A 16,285-nucleotide genomic window follows, 5' to 3' on the forward strand; every position below is an offset into this window, starting at 1 on the left:
GCCGATGGTTTGGGCTCGTGGGGTCGAATGAACTCGACCCCACGAGCCGCCGCTCAGGCCAGGGGGTCGGCTTCGCGGAAGCGTTCGAGGAGGAGGGGCGAGGCTTCGGGGGTCTGGCCGTTGGCGAGCTGGAAGAGGGCGTCCAGGTGGCTTTCGGAGGCGGGCAGCAGGCGGCGGTAGACTTCCTTGCACAGCAGGCGGGCTTTCTGGCCCGGCCACTCGGCGGGCAGCAGCACATCGGGCAGCTCCGGGTCGCGCAGCAGCAGACGGCGGTAGTCGTGGATCAACAGGGTGCGCAGCAGGAAGGCGCTTTCCCCGTCGATGTCCTCCTGCACGTCGGCCCGCAGTTGCGCCAGCACCGGCTGGTAGCGGTCGACGAACTCGGCATACATGGCGGCGAGTCGTTCCAGGTTCCAGGCGCCATGCACCATGTCGATGTCGTTGGCGGCGTTGCCGAACTGGGCGTCGGCGGCGAGCAGGGGTTTGAGCTTGCCCAGCAGCTCCGACAGGCCTTCGGCGATCAGGGCGTCGAAGGCTGCCGACAGATCGGCGCTGGGGTGTACGAAACAGTCTCCGCCGATCACCCCGAAGCCCTGCCAGAACAGGGCGCGGCGCAGGGCCTCGCGCTGTTTCGGGGCGAGATCGCCGACCGTCACGATCAGACGCCAGCGGCGGTCCCACTGGGGGGCGCTGGAGGCGTAGATGTGGCGGGAGGCTTCCTCGAAGCGGCGCTGGCCGGACGGGGTGAGCAGGTAGTCGGTGCGCCGCCCCGAGGGCTCGGTGCGCAGCCATTCTTCCTTGGCCAGCCGGAAGACCGAGGTGCGCACCAGGCGCTCGTTGAGCTCAAGCGGCTCCAGCAGGCGGATCAGGCTGCCCAGCCAGATCCGCCCCCCGCGGGGCAGTATGGCGTCGCCGAACACCGAGATGATGAGTGAGCCAGCCTGCACGCGGCCCTGCTGGCGAAAGTCGTCGAGGCGTTTCTGAACGGGGGAATGCACTGTAGCCGAAGCGGATGAGAGGCATGAAAGCGGCGAGTTTAGCGACTCGCCCTGCTTATGGGTAGCGCGCCTCCTGGCCGGCTCAGAAGCTGAGGAGATGATCCGCATCGGCCACCACCGGCTGCTGCTGGGCAAAGAAGCCCTCGGTGTGCACCCTTTCCGGCACGGCCCCCAGCCCTTTCACCGTGGCCACGCAGCTGTCCACAAAGGCCGGGCTGCCGGCGGCAAACACGGTGTGCTTCGACAGATCCGGAAACAGGCCGGGCAGCACGCTGTCGATGCGGCCGGAGAGGCTGTCATCGCGAAGCTCACGGGTCAGGGTGATCCGGTAATCGAAGTTGCGGTGCTTGGTGCGCCACCAGGCCAGCATGCCCCGGCTATACACATCGGCTTCACTGCGGGCCGAGAAGATCACCGTGACCGGCTTGCGAAAACCCCGGCGCAGGGCGGCTTCGGTAAGCGCGAGGATAGGGGCGAGGCCTGTGCCGGCGGCCAGGCACAGCACCGGGGTGTCCACGCCAGGGTCGCCGATGAAGGTGCCGTAGGCGCCGGAGAGCTTCACGCTCTCGCCCACCGCCAGGCTGTCGTGCACCCACTGGCTGGTGATGCCGCCGTCGGCCCGGGCCACCTGCAGCACCAGCTCGCCATCCGGGCGCGGGGCGTTGGCTATCGAGTAGGCCCGGGCTGGGATGTCGGCCCGGGGGTTGCCCAGGGTGACGTACTGGCCGGGCCAGTAGCGGATGGGCTGGCCCACCGGGCGCAGGCGCAGCTCGACCACCCGCTCGGCCACCGGGCGCTTGTCGACGAGCACGAAGAGGGCGTCCTCCCGGGGCGGAAAGAGCTTGGGCTTGGCGTCTTCGGTGCCCCATTCGATGGTCAGCTCGTCGGAGATGGGCTTGGCCATGCACATCAGGCCGTAGCCCTGGCGGCGTTCTTCCCGGGACAGGGCCATGTCCAGCACCATGCCCTGGTCGAACTGGCCGGCCGTGACCTTGACTTTGCATTCGCCGCAGGCGCCAGCGCGGCAGTTGTTGGGGAGGGCGTAGCCGGCCTTCTCAAGGGCCATCAAAACGGTGTCGCCGTAGGCGCAGTCCACCGACTTGCCCGAGGGTTGCATGATGATGCGGGACATTGAAGATTCCTGTCAGATTGAGGTCATTTTCAGCGGGGCAGGGGCGTGTGAGGCCGATGTCGTCGTGTGTAGGCCCCTGCACTGCCCCTGCGGCCCTGAGTCAGAACACGGGAATGATGTCTTCCATGTCCAGGTCGCTGACTTCCTGGCCGGTGATGCCCACCTCGGGGATGGCCGGGAAGGGGATGTTGTAGCGGTCGAGCACGCCCTTCAGGTTGACCATCGCGTTCTTCCAGTTCTGCAGCTTGGCCTCGTAGGTGGGGATACCGAAGCCGGCGCCGCGGGCCACTTCCTCGGCTTCGCGCTGGTTGTCGATGAAGTCGGCGCGCAGATCCCAGAACTCCATGGGCGGTTCGAACAGCACTGCGGACAGGAACAGGTAGCCGGCGCGGATCTGCTTGGTGACGATGGCCTTGGTCTCGTCCTTGAGGCCCGGGTAGTCCCGCTCCATCACCGCCATGCAGATGGCCATGTGGCGGCCCTCGTCACGGCCGATGTTGCGAAAACCCTCCTTGAACACCGCCTCGCGGGAGTTCTCGTACATCTGCTTGAAGATGGTGGCGGCGGCGATCTCGCCCATCAGGAAGGAGCTGAACAGCACGGCCAGATCGTACTTGGGCACGGCCTGCTTGTAGCCGGCCCAGTAGCGGCCGCCATTGAAGTACAGCCAGGCCACGTTCTTCTGCAGGCGCTTGCCGAGCTCAGTCTTGGGCTGATAGGTCAGCGGGTCGGGGTGACCCAGCAGCCTGGTGATGGCCAGCCCGCACATGATCTCGTGGTTCTGCTCGTCCCGGGTCACCGAGAAGAAGCACTTGCGCACCGGGTCTTCCTCGTGGACCTCGTAGGTCTTGATCAGGGCCTCGGCAAAAACCGGTGGTGCGGAGGCGTCGAACACCGATAGCAGGCTCCACCAGTAGGCGATGGATTCGCGCTCTTCCCAGCTGTAGCTGTCCAGGTCCAGGGTGTCCCAGGGCAGCTTTTCCGGGTCCCAGTTTTCGCGCAGGGAGGCCTCCCAGACTTCCTGCAGCTTCTTTGTCTTGCTGTTCCACGACAGGGGATAGATGTTGGGCTGCGCGGTGGCAGGCGGAAATTCCATTTTGTCGGCAAAACGTTCCTTGTGACTGGCCATGACTCCTCCTTGGTGTGCTCTGGTCGTGCTTCGTTGGCATCCAAACCCTTGCGGTTTGTGAGGTTAATAGTGATACAAAAATAAATTATCAGTCAACAAAAATGTATCGCTTTTGATTGGCGTGGCAAAACCGTGCTGCCATAAAAAAATTCTTTGCCTGCGCTATTTTTTGCCGAAATAGGAATTCAAGTGCTTGTTTTTATTTGAATTACTTTTATGTAAACCAGTTCTGAAATACAGAATTTCATGGTTTTCTATCAGATTGATTCGATACCTAGCATTGACATAGATCATGTGTATTTGTAACGTTTGCATCAAGAGAGCACACCCAACCGGAGACAAGACAATGACTCACCCCCTGTTCGAGAAGCATCGCGCCACCCTGGAGGGCGCCCTGGGCGCCATCGCCACCCGGAGCTACTGGTCCGCCTATCCCGAGATGCCCAGCCCCAAGGCGTATGGCGAAACGGCGCCTGACGATGGCAAGCGTGCTTTCGAAGCCCACCTGAGCAAGCCCTTCGAGCTGGGGCAGCCGGGCCAGAGTGGCTGGCATGGTGGTGAGTCCTCGCCCTACGGCGTGGCCCTGGGGGTGAGTTACCCGGTGTGTGATCCGGAGGCCCTGATCGCCGCCGGCCTGGAGGCCATGAAGGGCTGGCAGGCGGTGGGGGCCGATGGCCGCACCGGTATCTGTATGGAGATCCTCGACCGCCTCAACAAGCAGAGCTTCGAGCTTGCCCACGCGGTGATGATGACCACCGGCCAGGGCTGGATGATGGCCTTCCAGGCCGGCGCGCCCCATGCCCAGGATCGCGGCCTCGAAGCCGTCGCCTACGCCTGGCGCGAACAGAGCTTTGTGCCCGCCGAGGCCGTGTGGGAGAAGCCCCAGGGCAAGAACCCGGCCCTGGTCATGAAGAAGCATTTCCAGATCGTCGGCCGCGGCATCGGCCTGGTGGTGGGCTGCGGCACCTTTCCCACCTGGAACACCTATCCGGGCCTGTTTGCGGCACTGTCCACCGGCAACGCGGTGATCATCAAGCCCCACAGCAACGCCATCCTGCCGGCGGCCATCACCGTGCGTACCATTCGCGCCGTGCTCGCCGAAAACGGCATCGACCCCAACCTCGTCACCCTGTGCGTCACCGAGAAGCGCGCCACCACCCAGGCTCTGGCCACCCACCCGGCGGTCAAGTCCGTTGATTTCACAGGCAGCAATGTGTTTGGCCAGTGGCTCATCGACAACAGCCGCCAGGCCCAGGTGTATGCCGAGCTGGCCGGGGTGAACAACATCGTCATCGACTCCACCAACGCCTACAAGGCCATGCTGGGCAACCTGGCCTTCACCCTGTCCCTGTACTCCGGCCAGATGTGCACCACCTCCCAGGCCATCTTTGTGCCGGCCGGTGGCATCCAGACCGAAGACGGCCCCAAGAGCTACGACGAGTTCTGCGCCGATCTGGCCAAGGCCATCGAGCGCTTCCTGTCCAAGCCCGAAGTGGCCCACGCCGTGCTGGGCGCCATCCAGTCCGCCGACACCGCCGAGCGCATCGAGCTGGCCAACAGTGGCGCCCTGGGCAAGGTGGTGCTGGCCTCCACGGCCCTGGAGAACCCCGAGTTCCCGGCTGCCAAGGTGCGCACTCCGGTGCTCTTGGCCTGCGATGCCGCCGACGAAAAGGCCTACATGGAAGAGCGCTTCGGCCCCATCAGCTTCATCGTCAAGGTGGCCGACACGGCCGCCGCCATCGCCCTGTCGGAGCGGGTGGTCAGCACCCACGGTGCGCTCACTGCCGGCGTCTACTCCACTCGCCAGGACGTGATCGATGCCATGACCGAAGCCACCTGGCGCAGCAAGGTCGCCCTGTCCATCAACCTCACCGGCGGCGTCTTCGTCAATCAGTCGGCGGCCTACTCCGACTACCACGGCACCGGTGGCAACCCGGCAGCCAACGCGTCTTACGCCGATTCGGCCTTCGTTGCGAATCGTTTCCGCGTGATCCAGCGTCGTTACCACGCCTGAGGCCCCGCCATGGACTACAAGAACATCCTCTTCACCATCGAGGCGGGCGTCGCTCGCCTGACCCTCAACCGCCCCGACAAGCTCAACAGCTTCACCGGCGAGATGCATGCCGAGCTGCGTGACGCCCTCGACATCGTCCAGGCCGACACTTCGATCCGTGTGCTGGTCCTCACCGGCGCCGGTCGCGCCTTCTGCGCCGGCCAGGATCTGGCCGACCCGGACATGGCCCGGACTGCCAGCGGCGGCATGCCGGACATCGGCAACGTGGTCGAGAAGAACTACAAGCCTCTGGTGCTGCGCCTGCAGAATCTGCGCGTGCCCACCATTGCGGCCGTCAATGGCATCGCCGCCGGTGCCGGCGCCAGCGTGGCCCTGGCCTGTGACCTGGTGATCGCCAGCCAGTCCGCGTCCTTCCTGCAGGCCTTCAGCAAGATCGGTCTGGTGCCGGATACCGGCGGAACGTGGTTCCTGCCCCAGCGGGTCGGCATGGCCCGGGCCATGGGCCTGGCCCTGCTGGCCGACAAGCTGCCCGCCGCCAAGGCCGCCGAGTGGGGCCTGATCTGGGAGGCGGTGGCCGACGACGCCTTTGCCGCCCGCGTCGGCGCCCTGGCGACCCAACTGGCCTCCATGCCCACCAAGGCCCTGGTGCGCACCCGCCAGGCCATGCACGCCGCGCCGGGCCACACCCTGGAGCAGCAGCTCTCCTTTGAAGGCGGCTTCATGCGCGAGCTGGGCTGGAGCCCGGACTACGCCGAAGGCGTGGCCGCCTTCATGGAAAAGCGCGCACCGAAGTTCACCGGGGAATGAGTGTGAGCCAGCCCCTCATCACCCAGCCTCTCTCCACCCAATCCGTGATCGCCGTGGTCGGTACCGGGGCCATGGGCGCCGGTATTGCCCAGGTGGCGGCCGCCGCCGGCCATCCGGTCAAGCTGCTCGACAACCGCCCGGGTGCCGCCGCCAAGGCGGTGGAGGGCATCCAGGCCCAGTTTGCCAAGCTCGCCGACAAGGGCCGCATGAGCGTGGACGCCGCCCAGGCCGCCAGCGCCCGCCTGATCTCCGTGGAGCAGCTCGGTGACCTGGCCGACGCCGCCCTGGTGGTCGAGGCCATCGTCGAAAACCTCCAGGCCAAGCAAACCCTCTACAAGGATCTCGAAGCCATCGTCGGCGCCGACTGCCTGTTCGGCACCAACACCTCGTCCATCTCCGTCACCGCCATCGGTGCCGTGCTGCAGCGGCCGGAGCGCCTGGCCGGCCTGCACTTCTTCAACCCGGCGCCCCTGATGGCCTTGGTGGAGATCGTCTCTGGCCTGGCCACCGACAAAGCCGTGGCCGACACCCTGTTCGCCACGGCCGCGGCCTGGGGCAAGACCCCGGTGCATGCCAAGTCCACCCCGGGCTTCATCGTCAATCGCGTGGCCCGGCCGTACTACGCCGAAGCCCTGCGCATCGTGGGGGAGGGCGGCGCCGACTGTGCCACCCTCGACGCGGTGATGCGCGAAGCCGGCGGTTTCCGCATGGGCCCCTTCGAGCTGATGGACATGATCGGCCACGACGTGAACTTCGCCGTGACCCGTTCGGTGTGGAGCGCCTTCTACAATGACCCGCGCTTCACTCCGTCGCTGATCCAGCAGGAACTGGTGGAGGCGGGCTTCCACGGCCGCAAGACCGGGCGGGGCTTCTACGACTATCGGCAAGGTGCCGAGCGCCCCGAGCCGAAGAGTGCCGTGGCCCAGAGCGTGCCCGACAACATCGTGCTCCACGGCGACTCTGCCGCCGCCCAGGCCATTGCCGACCGTCTGTATGAACACAATGTGGCCTATACCTGGGGTGAGGCCAGCGACGGTCGGGTGGCCGAGGTGGGCGGCGCGGTGGTCTTCATCACCGATGGCCGCACCGCCACCCGCCGCGCGGTGGAGGAGGGCATCGACAATCTGGTGCTCATCGACCTGGCCCTGGATTACGCCAAGGCCACGCGTCTTGCCGTGGGCGCCGCCATCAACTGCTACGCCCCGGCCGTGGGCGCGGCCATCGGCCTGCTGCAGGCGGCCGGTTTCGCCGTGTCGCGTCTGGGGGACATCCCCGGGCTGGCGGTGATGCGCACCGTGGCCATGCTTGCCAATGAGGCCGCTGATGCGGTCAATCAGGGCGTGTGCGATGCCGCCGCCGCCGATTCGGCCATGCGCCTGGGGGTCAATTACCCCCGCGGGCCCCTGGCCTGGGCCGACAGCACCGGCCTGCCCCTCATCAATCGCGTGCTCGCCAACCTGGCTAACCACTATGGCGAAGACCGCTACCGGGTCTCCCCGCTGATCCAGCAGCACGTCCTTGCAGGAAAGAACATCCATGTCTGAAACCCTGATCCCCACCGACCCCCAGGCCTTGGCCGAGGCTGTCACTGAAGCCATGTGGTCCCGCGATCGGGCCGCCCGGGCCCTCGGCATGCAGGTCGAGGCCGTCGGCGCCGGCCATGCCCGCCTCACCATGAAAGTGCGGGGTGACATGGTCAATGGCCATCACATCTGTCATGGCGGTCTGATTTTCACTCTGGCGGACACGGCGTTTGCCTACGCCTGCAACAGCTACAACAGGAATACCGTGGCCTCCGCCTGCCACATCGACTTCCTTGCCCCGGGCAAGGAGGGTGACACCCTGGAAGCCGAAGCCGTCGAGATGTCGGCAGCGGGCCGGACCGGCGTTTACGACGTCACCATCCGCGACAGCGCCGGTAAGACCATTGCCCTGTTCCGGGGCAAGAGCTACCGGATTTCCGGCGAAGTGATCGCCGGTCTCCAGGCCGAAGAGGCCTGAACAGCACCCGTTCAAGAACAATGCAGAGGAGACATCCATGACCGCCAAATTCCCCCAGGCCGGCGAACTCGACCCCATAGAAACCGCCAGTCGTGATGAGATCTCGGCACTCCAGCTGGAGCGCCTCAAGTGGTCCGTGCGCCACACCTACGACAACGTTGAGCCCTACCGCCGGAAGTGCCTGGACAAGGGGGTGCATCCGGACGATCTGAAGCAGCTCTCCGACCTGTCGAAGTTCCCCTTCATGACCAAGTCGGACCTACGCGACAACTACCCCTTCGGGCTGTTTGCCGTGCCGCGCAGCCAGGTGGCGCGCCTGCACGCCTCGTCGGGTACCACCGGCAAGTCGGTGGTGGTGGGTTACACCAAGCGCGATATCGACAACTGGGCTGAGGTGGTGGCCCGCTCCATCCGCGCCGCAGGTGGCCGGCCGGGCGACATGGTGCATGTGGCTTACGGCTACGGCATGTTCACCGGCGGTCTGGGTGCCCACTACGGTGTCGAACGCCTGGGCTGTACGGCGGTGCCCATGTCCGGCGGCCAGACCGAGAAGCAGGTCCAGCAGATCATGGACTTCAAGCCCGAGATCATCATGGTCACCCCGTCCTACTCCCTGGTGATCGCCGAGGAGTTCGAGCGCCTGGGCATCAAACCCGACGAGATCTCCCTCAAGGTCGGCATCTTCGGGGCCGAGCCCTGGGGCCAGGGCATGCGCGCCGAGATCGAACGCAAGTTGGGCATCGACGCCATCGACATCTACGGCCTGACCGAAGTGATGGGCCCCGGCGTGGCCTGTGAGTGCATCGAGACGAAGGATGGCCCGGTGATCTGGGAAGACCACTTCTACCCCGAGATCATCGACCCGGAAACCGGCGAAGTGCTGCCCGATGGCGAAGAGGGCGAGCTGGTGTTCACCTCCCTGACCAAGGAGGCCTTCCCGGTCATTCGCTACCGCACCCGCGACCTGACCCGCCTGCTCAAGCCCACCTCCCGGGCCTTCCGGCGCATGGACAAGATCGTCGGCCGCTCCGACGACATGCTGATCGTGCGCGGGGTGAACGTGTTCCCGACCCAGATCGAGGAGCAGATCCTGCGCGAACCGCGCCTCACCGGAAACTACCAGATCGTGCTGACCCGCGACGGCCACCTGGACAACGTGGAGATCCGCTGCGAGCTGCAGCGCGAGCTGTCCGGCCATGTGGGCCGCGGCACCATCGAGGAGATCAGCCGCAGCGTGGCCCAGCACATCAAGACCATCATCGGCATCAGCACCAGGGTGAACGTGATGGACTTCGACAGCATCCCGCGCACCCAGACCGGCAAGGCTCGCCGGGTCATCGATCAGCGCCCGAAGCAACTGTAAGCGTCGCAAAGGAAAGAACATCATGACCGAAGCATTCATCTGCGACGCCATCCGCACTCCCATTGGCCGTTACGGCGGCACGCTGGCGAGCGTGCGCCCGGACGACCTGGGCGCCGTGCCCCTCAAGGCCCTGATGGCCCGCAACCCGCAGGTGGACTGGACGGCCGTCGAGGACATCATCTACGGCTGCGCCAACCAGGCCGGCGAGGACAACCGCAACGTGGCGCGCATGTCGGGCCTGCTGGCCGGGCTGCCCATCGAGGTGCCGGGCACCACCGTCAATCGCCTGTGCGGCTCCGGCATGGATGCGGTGGGCCTGGCGGCCCGCTCCATCAAGTCGGGCGAGACGGATCTGATGATCGCCGGTGGCGTGGAGAGCATGTCCCGGGCGCCCTTCGTGATGGGCAAGGCGGAGTCGGCCTTCTCGCGCCAGGCGGCCATCCACGACACAACCATCGGTTGGCGCTTCATCAACCCCTTGATGAAGAAACTCTACGAGACCCACTCGATGCCCCAGACGGCCGATAACGTGGCCGCCGACTTCGGTATCTCCCGGGCCGACCAGGACGCCTTCGCCCTGCGCTCCCAGCAGCGCTGGGCCGCCGCCCATGAGGCCGGCCGCTTTGCCGACGAGCTGGTGCCGGTGGAGATCCCGCGCAAGAAGGGCGACCCCGTGCTGTTCACCACCGACGAGCATCCGCGCCCCGACACCACCCTGGAGATGCTGGCCAAGCTGAAGGGCGTGAATGGCCCTGAGCTGAGCGTCACCGCCGGCAACGCCTCCGGCGTCAATGACGGTGCCTGTGCGCTGCTGCTGGCCTCCGGGGCCGCCGCCGGCAAGTACGGCCTGACCCCCAAGGCCCGCGTGGTGGCCACGGCCACTGCCGGGGTGGCGCCGCGCATCATGGGCTTTGGCCCGGCACCGGCGGTGCGCAAGGTGTTGGCCAAGGCCGGCCTGAGCCTGGATCAGATGGATGTCATCGAGCTCAACGAGGCCTTTGCTGCCCAGGGCCTCGCCGTGCTGCGCGACCTGGGCCTAGCCGACGACGCGGCCCGGGTGAACCCCAACGGTGGCGCCATTGCCATGGGCCACCCCCTGGGCATGAGCGGTGCCCGCCTGGTCACCACCGCCTTGTACGAGCTGCACCGCCGCAATGGCCGCTACGCCCTGTGCACCATGTGCATCGGGGTGGGGCAGGGCATTGCCATGATCATCGAGCGTGTTTGAAGCACAACCATAAAGAGGAGACACACCCATGAAGACCATCATGAAGAAGTTTGCCGTGGGCGCCGTGCTGGCCCTGGGCAGCCTGGCCGCCATCGCCAATGAGCCGATCAAGATCGGTTCCGTGCTGTCCGTCACCGGCCCGGCCGCCTTCCTTGGCGACCCGGAGCTGAAGACCCTGCAGCTTTACGTGGAAGACATCAACAAGAAGGGCGGGGTGCTCGGCCGTCAGCTGCAACTGGTGCACTACGACGACGGCAGCGACGCCAACAAGGCCAACGGCTTTGTCAAGCGCCTGCTGGACGACGACAAGGTGGACATCTTGATCGGTGGTACCACTACCGGTGCCACCATGTCCATGGTGCCGCTGGCTGAGAGGTCCGGCACGCCCTTCATCTCCCTCGCGGGCGCCGTGGTGATCATCGAGCCGGTCAAGAAATTTGTCTTCAAGACTCCCCACACCGACCGCATGGCCGCTGAAAAAGTATTCGAGGACATGAAAAAACGCGGTCTGAGCAAGGTGGCCCTGCTGTCCGAGACCTCCGGCTTCGGCCAGTCGGGCAAGAAAGAGACCGAGGCGGTGGCCGGCAAGTACGGCGTGACCCTGGTGGCCAACGAGACCTACGGGCCCAAGGACACCGACATGAGCCCGCAGCTCACCAAGATCAAGAACACAGCTGGCGTGCAGGCGGTGTTCGTGTTCGGTCTGGGGCAGGGCCCGGCCATCGTCACCAAGAACTACAAGCAGCTCGGCATTGCGCTGCCCCTGTACCAGTCCCACGGAGTGGCCTCGGATGAGTTCCTGAAGCTCGCCGGCCCGGCCGCCGAAGGTGTGCGCCTGCCGTCCCCGGCCCAGCTGATCCCAGAGAAGCTCCCCGCCAACGATCCGCAGAAGCCCGTCGTGACCGCCTACGATAAGGCCTATAAGGAGCGCTACAAGCAGGACGTGTCCACCTTCGGTGGCTATGCCTACGACGGCCTGATGATCGCCGTGGATGCCATCAAGCGCGCCGGCAGCACCGACAAGGCCAAGGTCCGCGATGCCATCGAGGCGACCAAGGGCTTCATCGGCACCAGCGGCAGATTCAACATGTCTCCCACCGACCACATGGGCCTGGATCTCTCCTCCTTCCGCATGCTGGAAGTGAAGAGCGGTGACTGGACCCTCTCCCAATAAGCAGTCAACGAAGAAACAGGCGCCCGTCCTTCGGGCGGGCGCCGGGAGAACAGCATGAGCAAGCTTGTAATCACCGAAGTCCATGGCAAGGTCGGGCTGATCCGCATCAACCGGCCCGAAGCCCTCAACGCCCTCAACAACGAGGTGGTGGATGGCATCGGTGCGGCCATCGACGGCTTCGAGGCCGACGAGAACATCGGCTGCATCGTCCTGACTGGTAGCGAGAAGGCCTTCGCCGCAGGAGCCGACATCGGCTTCATGAAGGACTTCGACTACATGCACGCCTACAAGACGGATTTCATCACCCGCAACTGGGAGCGCATCAAGACCACCCGCAAGCCGGTGATTGCCGCGGTGGCCGGTTTTGCCCTGGGCGGCGGCTGCGAGATGGCGATGATGTGCGACATGATCTTTGCCGCCGACACGGCGAAGTTCGGCCAGCCGGAGATCCGCCTGGGCACCATGCCCGGTGCCGGCGGCACCCAGCGCCTGCCCCGTGCCGTAGGCAAGGCCAAGGCCATGGACCTGTGCCTCACCGCCCGCATGATGGACGCCCTGGAGGCCGAGAAAGCCGGGCTGGTAGCCCGCATCATCCCCGCCGAGCAGTTGCTGGACGAAACCCTCAAGGCCGCGGCCACCATCGCCGGCTTTTCGCTGCCGGTGGTGATGATGATCAAGGAGTCGGTCAATCGTGCCTTCGAGAGCAGCCTCAACGAGGGCCTGCTGTTCGAACGCCGGGTCTTCCACTCGGCCTTTGCCCTCGAAGACCAGAAGGAAGGCATGGCCGCCTTCGTCGAAAAACGCAAGCCGGCTTTCCGGAACTGCTGAGGTCACCATGGCAAATGCCTACGAAACCCTTGTTGTCGAACGTTCGGGCCGCATCGCCACGATCTGGATGAGCCGCCCCGAGGTCTTCAACGCCTTCAACGAGCAGCTCATCACCGACCTCCACCAGGCCTGTGTCGAGCTGGACGGCGATGCCTCCGTACGGGTGGTGGTGCTGGCCGGGCATGGCAAGCACTTCTCTGCCGGTGCCGACCTCAACTGGATGAAGCGTGCCTCCGCCTATGGCGAGGACGAGAACCTGGCAGATGCCCGGCGCTTCGCCGGCATGCTGCGGGCCCTGTCCGACATGAGCAAGCCCACCATCGCCCGGGTGCAGGGCGCGGCCCTGGGGGGCGGCACCGGTCTGGCTGCGGCCTGCGACATGGCCGTGGCCGCCGACGATGCCAGCTTCTCCACCTCCGAGGTCAAGTTCGGGATCATCCCGGCGGTGATCAGCCCCTTCGTGCTGCGCGCCATCGGGCCGCGCCATGCCCTGCGCCTGTTCCAGAGCGCCGAGCGGGTCGATGCCGTGCGGGCCCTGGCCATGGGCCTGGTGGGTGAGGTGGTGCCGGCGGAGCAGCTCGACGCCGCCGTGGCCCGCCTGGCCGAGACCCTGGTCGTCGGCGCCCCCGACGCCCAGAAGGCCGCCAAGGATCTGATCAGCGCTGTTAATGGCCGGCCCATCGACGACACGGTGAGCGAGGACACGGCCCGCCGCATCGCCCGCCGCCGGGCTACCGCCGAAGCCCGCGACGGTATCGCCGCCTTCCTCGAAAAGCGTCCCCCTGCCTGGCTGCAATAAGCAGCCGGCGGAACTGTCCAACCTATAAAGGAGAGACACCAGATGTATACCCAATCCTTCAGCGTGCCGGACAACGCCGGCCAGAAGTCGGCCCGGACTCCGTCCACCGAGAACCCCGAGCTGATGGCCGCCTTCGATGCCCGCATCGACGCCGACGGCCGCATCGAACCCCAGGACTGGATGCCCGAGGCCTACCGCAAGACCCTGGTGCGCCAGATCAGCCAGCACGCCCACAGCGAGATCGTCGGCATGCTGCCCGAGGGCAACTGGATCAGCCGCGCGCCAAGCCTGAAGCGCAAGGCCATCCTGATCGCCAAGGTGCAGGACGAGGGCGGCCATGGCCTCTACCTCTATTCCGCCGCCGAGACCCTGGGCACCAGCCGTGACCAGATGCTCGAAGGCCTGCACTCCGGCAAGGCCAAGTACAGCTCGATCTTCAACTACCCGACCCTCAACTGGGCCGACGTGGGCGTGATCGGCTGGCTGGTGGACGGCGCCGCGATCATGAACCAGATTCCCCTGTGCCGCTGCTCCTACGGCCCCTACGCCCGCGCCATGGTGCGGGTGTGCAAGGAAGAGTCCTTCCACCAGCGCCAGGGCTACGAGGCCCTGCTGGTGATGATGCAGGGCACCGAGGCCCAGCGCGCCATGGTGCAGGACGCGGTGAACCGTCTGTGGTGGAAGTGCCTGGCCATGTTCGGGCCGCCCGACGCCGACAGCCCCAACAGCGCCCAGGGAATGCGCTGGGGCATCAAGCGCATCAGCAACGACGAGCTGCGCCAGAAGTTCATCGACGCCACCGTGCCCCAGGCCAAGGTGCTCGGCGTGACCCTGCCGGACCCGGACCTCAAGTGGAACGAAGAGCGCCAGCACCACGACTACGGTCAGATCGACTGGCAGGAGTTCTGGAACACCGTGGAGGGCAACGGCCCCTGCAACAAGGAGCGCCTCGCCACCCGCGTGAAGGCCCACAACGATGGCCAGTGGGTGCGTGACGCCGCCCTGGCCTACACCCGCAAACAACAACAACGCGCACAAAAGGAGGCAGCATGAACACCCCCGCACTCAATGAATGGCCCCTCTGGGAAATCTTCGTCCGCAGCAAGCAGGGCCTTGAGCACAAGCACTGCGGCAGCCTGCACGCCGCCGATGCCGCCCAGGCCCTGCACATGGCCCGCGACGTGTACACCCGCCGCCAGGAAGGCGTGAGCATCTGGGTGCTGCCGTCCGCCGCCATCACCGCCAGCAACCCGGATGACAAGGGCGAGCTGTTCGACCCCGCCGCCGACAAGATCTACCGTCACCCGACCTTTTACGAGATCCCGGAAGAAGTGGGGCACATGTGATGAGCGCGATCCAACCGAGCGTGGCGCAGGACCGCTCCAAGCAAGCGAGCGCCCCCGTGGGGGGCAGCGCACCCAACGCAGTGGGAAGCGTGGGGGCTCCTATCGACTACCTCCTGCACCTGGCAGACAACGCCGTGGTGCTGGGCCAGCGCAACGCCGAATGGTGCGGCCACGGCCCCATCCTCGAGGAAGACATCGCCATGGGCAACGTCAGCCTCGACTACATCGGCCAGGCCCGGCTGCTCTATCAGCTGGCCGCCACCCGCCTGGGCGGCGATGTCACCGAGGACAAGCTGGCCTACTTCCGTGACGACACCCAGTTCCGCAACTACACCCTGCTGGAGCTGCCCCACAACGGCCCGCTGGTGGGCTACGCCGTGTCCAACCGCGACTACGCCACCACCATCACCCGCAACTTCCTTTACGGGGCGCTGATGGTGCTGGTGTGGGAGGCCCTGGAAAAGTCGCCGGATGCCGACCTGGCCGCCATCGCCGCCAAGTCTCTCAAGGAGGCCCGCTACCACCTGCACCACGCCGCCGACTGGCTGGTGCGCTTTGGTGACGGCACCGACGAGTCCCACCAGCGTGCCCAGGCTGCTCTGGATCACCTCTTTGCCTACACCGAGGAGTTCTGGACGCCCAGCGCCGCCGAAGAGGCCGCCGTGGCCTCCGGCGCCGGGGTGGATGTGCGCAGCCTGCGCGCCGCCTGGGATGGCATCGTCAATGACACCCTGACCGAAGCCACCCTGGTGCGCCCGGAAGTGCGGGGCTATGTTACCGAAGGCAAGCACGGGCGGCATTCCGAGCACCTGAGCTACCTGCTCGGCGAGATGCAGGGCCTGGCCCGCGCCCATCCGGGCGCCACCTGGTAAAGCGGCCATGAGCAGCGTTGTGGAGCAGGTCTGGGCGACCCTCGAACCCCTTACCGATCCCGAGATCCCGGTAGTCACCCTGCGCGAGCTGGGCATCCTCCGGGATGTGAGCGAGACCGCGGAGGGGGTTGAGGTGGTCATCACCCCCACCTATACCGGTTGCCCGGCGATGGGGCAGATCGAGGACGACGTGAAGGCCTGCCTGGCGCAGGCAGGCATCGCCGCACGGGTGGTGACTCGCCTGGCCCCGGCCTGGACTACCGACTGGATGAGCGACGAGGCCAAGGAGAAGCTGCGCGCCTACGGCATTGCGCCGCCGCACACCACCCGGCCGGCCGTCAGCGTCGTCAAGTTCATGCGTCATCGTCCGGTGCCAGAAACCGTGGCCTGTCCGCGTTGCGGTTCTACCCATACTGCTGTCTCGTCCCAGTTCGGGTCCACGGCCTGCAAGGCGCTCTACAAGTGCCTCGATTGCCAAGAACCCTTTGACTATTTCAAACCCTACTAAAGGGTTGGAGACATTCGAAATGTCAGCACTCCGTTTTCAAGAACTTGCCGTCAAGCGGGTCAGCCCCGAGTCGGCCGGCGCGGTGG

The 16,285-nt window shown here is 65.9% G+C and carries 16 protein-coding genes; 13 read left to right on the forward strand and 3 right to left on the reverse strand.

Features of this window, described 5'->3' with window-relative positions; translation table 11 throughout:
- Positions 1–53 precede the first annotated feature (53 nt).
- The 3 genes from paaX to PHI64_RS12545 form a co-directional block, all read right to left on the reverse strand.
- Positions 54–998, reverse strand: a complete 945-nt coding sequence (gene paaX, locus PHI64_RS12535; protein ID WP_299883162.1) for a phenylacetic acid degradation operon negative regulatory protein PaaX — start codon at positions 996–998, stop codon at positions 54–56.
- Between the two features lie 82 nt (positions 999–1,080).
- Complete coding sequence (locus PHI64_RS12540) at positions 1,081–2,130, reverse strand: 2Fe-2S iron-sulfur cluster-binding protein (RefSeq protein ID WP_299883165.1); 1,050 nt, start codon at positions 2,128–2,130, stop codon at positions 1,081–1,083.
- 100 nt (positions 2,131–2,230) lie between these two features.
- Entirely contained in the window at positions 2,231–3,259 is a 1,029-nt protein-coding gene (locus PHI64_RS12545) for a hypothetical protein (protein WP_299883168.1), read from the reverse strand.
- Positions 3,260–3,605: 346 nt separating this feature from the next.
- Between PHI64_RS12545 and paaN the strand changes: the two genes are divergently transcribed.
- The 13 genes from paaN to paaD all read left to right on the forward strand — a co-directional run bounded on the left by paaN (position 3,606) and on the right by paaD (position 16,199).
- Entirely contained in the window at positions 3,606–5,273 is a 1,668-nt protein-coding gene (gene paaN, locus PHI64_RS12550) for a phenylacetic acid degradation protein PaaN (RefSeq protein ID WP_299883171.1), read from the forward strand.
- 9 nt (positions 5,274–5,282) lie between these two features.
- On the forward strand, positions 5,283–6,080 hold the full coding sequence (gene paaG / locus PHI64_RS12555) for a 2-(1,2-epoxy-1,2-dihydrophenyl)acetyl-CoA isomerase PaaG (protein WP_299883175.1): 798 nt from the start codon (positions 5,283–5,285) through the stop codon (positions 6,078–6,080).
- Positions 6,077–7,624 (forward strand): 3-hydroxyacyl-CoA dehydrogenase PaaH, encoded by a 1,548-nt coding sequence (gene paaH, locus PHI64_RS12560; RefSeq protein WP_299883178.1) that lies wholly within the window; start codon positions 6,077–6,079, stop codon positions 7,622–7,624. The genes paaG and paaH overlap by 4 nt, the downstream gene beginning before the upstream one ends.
- On the forward strand, positions 7,617–8,081 hold the full coding sequence (gene paaI / locus PHI64_RS12565; RefSeq protein ID WP_299883181.1) for a hydroxyphenylacetyl-CoA thioesterase PaaI: 465 nt from the start codon (positions 7,617–7,619) through the stop codon (positions 8,079–8,081). Before paaH ends, paaI begins: the two co-directional genes overlap by 8 nt.
- Before the next feature lie 37 nt (positions 8,082–8,118).
- Complete coding sequence (gene paaK, locus PHI64_RS12570; protein WP_299883183.1) at positions 8,119–9,444, forward strand: phenylacetate--CoA ligase PaaK; 1,326 nt, start codon at positions 8,119–8,121, stop codon at positions 9,442–9,444.
- 22 nt (positions 9,445–9,466) lie between these two features.
- On the forward strand, positions 9,467–10,672 hold the full coding sequence (gene pcaF, locus PHI64_RS12575; RefSeq protein ID WP_299883186.1) for a 3-oxoadipyl-CoA thiolase: 1,206 nt from the start codon (positions 9,467–9,469) through the stop codon (positions 10,670–10,672).
- Positions 10,673–10,700: 28 nt separating this feature from the next.
- The gene (locus tag PHI64_RS12580) at positions 10,701–11,846 is read left to right on the forward strand and encodes an ABC transporter substrate-binding protein (protein WP_299883188.1); all 1,146 of its coding nucleotides are present in this window, start codon (positions 10,701–10,703) and stop codon (positions 11,844–11,846) included.
- Positions 11,847–11,900: 54 nt separating this feature from the next.
- The gene (locus PHI64_RS12585) at positions 11,901–12,674 is read left to right on the forward strand and encodes an enoyl-CoA hydratase (protein WP_299883190.1); all 774 of its coding nucleotides are present in this window, start codon (positions 11,901–11,903) and stop codon (positions 12,672–12,674) included.
- A gap of 7 nt (positions 12,675–12,681) precedes the next feature.
- A complete protein-coding gene (locus PHI64_RS12590) occupies positions 12,682–13,473 on the forward strand; it encodes an enoyl-CoA hydratase-related protein (protein ID WP_299883193.1) in 792 nt (263 codons plus the stop codon).
- Positions 13,474–13,515: 42 nt separating this feature from the next.
- On the forward strand, positions 13,516–14,526 hold the full coding sequence (gene paaA, locus PHI64_RS12595; protein ID WP_299883196.1) for a 1,2-phenylacetyl-CoA epoxidase subunit PaaA: 1,011 nt from the start codon (positions 13,516–13,518) through the stop codon (positions 14,524–14,526).
- A complete protein-coding gene (paaB, locus tag PHI64_RS12600) occupies positions 14,523–14,819 on the forward strand; it encodes a 1,2-phenylacetyl-CoA epoxidase subunit PaaB (RefSeq protein WP_299883199.1) in 297 nt (98 codons plus the stop codon). Before paaA ends, paaB begins: the two co-directional genes overlap by 4 nt.
- 89 nt (positions 14,820–14,908) lie before the next feature.
- The gene (gene paaC, locus PHI64_RS12605) at positions 14,909–15,691 is read left to right on the forward strand and encodes a 1,2-phenylacetyl-CoA epoxidase subunit PaaC (RefSeq protein WP_299883212.1); all 783 of its coding nucleotides are present in this window, start codon (positions 14,909–14,911) and stop codon (positions 15,689–15,691) included.
- Between the two features lie 7 nt (positions 15,692–15,698).
- Entirely contained in the window at positions 15,699–16,199 is a 501-nt protein-coding gene (gene paaD, locus PHI64_RS12610) for a 1,2-phenylacetyl-CoA epoxidase subunit PaaD (RefSeq protein WP_299883203.1), read from the forward strand.
- Positions 16,200–16,285: the final 86 nt, after the last annotated feature.

The sequence above is a fragment of the Zoogloea sp. genome (assembly GCF_028689785.1).
GTDB lineage: Bacteria > Pseudomonadota > Gammaproteobacteria > Burkholderiales > Rhodocyclaceae > Zoogloea.

Bases quoted from the DNA above. Each gene is read 5' to 3' on its own strand.
- paaI (WP_299883181.1), top strand. From the start codon at position 7,617: ATGTCTGAAACCCTGATCCCCACCGACCCCCAGGCCTTGGCCGAGGCT.
- paaK (WP_299883183.1), top strand. From the start codon at position 8,119: ATGACCGCCAAATTCCCCCAGGCCGGCGAACTCGACCCCATAGAAACC.
- PHI64_RS12585 (WP_299883190.1), top strand. From the start codon at position 11,901: ATGAGCAAGCTTGTAATCACCGAAGTCCATGGCAAGGTCGGGCTGATC.
- PHI64_RS12545 (WP_299883168.1), bottom strand. From the start codon at position 3,259: ATGGCCAGTCACAAGGAACGTTTTGCCGACAAAATGGAATTTCCGCCT.
- paaB (WP_299883199.1), top strand. From the start codon at position 14,523: ATGAACACCCCCGCACTCAATGAATGGCCCCTCTGGGAAATCTTCGTC.
- PHI64_RS12540 (WP_299883165.1), bottom strand. From the start codon at position 2,130: ATGTCCCGCATCATCATGCAACCCTCGGGCAAGTCGGTGGACTGCGCC.
- paaH (WP_299883178.1), top strand. From the start codon at position 6,077: ATGAGTGTGAGCCAGCCCCTCATCACCCAGCCTCTCTCCACCCAATCC.
- paaD (WP_299883203.1), top strand. From the start codon at position 15,699: ATGAGCAGCGTTGTGGAGCAGGTCTGGGCGACCCTCGAACCCCTTACC.
- paaN (WP_299883171.1), top strand. From the start codon at position 3,606: ATGACTCACCCCCTGTTCGAGAAGCATCGCGCCACCCTGGAGGGCGCC.
- paaA (WP_299883196.1), top strand. From the start codon at position 13,516: ATGTATACCCAATCCTTCAGCGTGCCGGACAACGCCGGCCAGAAGTCG.
- paaG (WP_299883175.1), top strand. From the start codon at position 5,283: ATGGACTACAAGAACATCCTCTTCACCATCGAGGCGGGCGTCGCTCGC.
- PHI64_RS12590 (WP_299883193.1), top strand. From the start codon at position 12,682: ATGGCAAATGCCTACGAAACCCTTGTTGTCGAACGTTCGGGCCGCATC.
- PHI64_RS12580 (WP_299883188.1), top strand. From the start codon at position 10,701: ATGAAGACCATCATGAAGAAGTTTGCCGTGGGCGCCGTGCTGGCCCTG.
- pcaF (WP_299883186.1), top strand. From the start codon at position 9,467: ATGACCGAAGCATTCATCTGCGACGCCATCCGCACTCCCATTGGCCGT.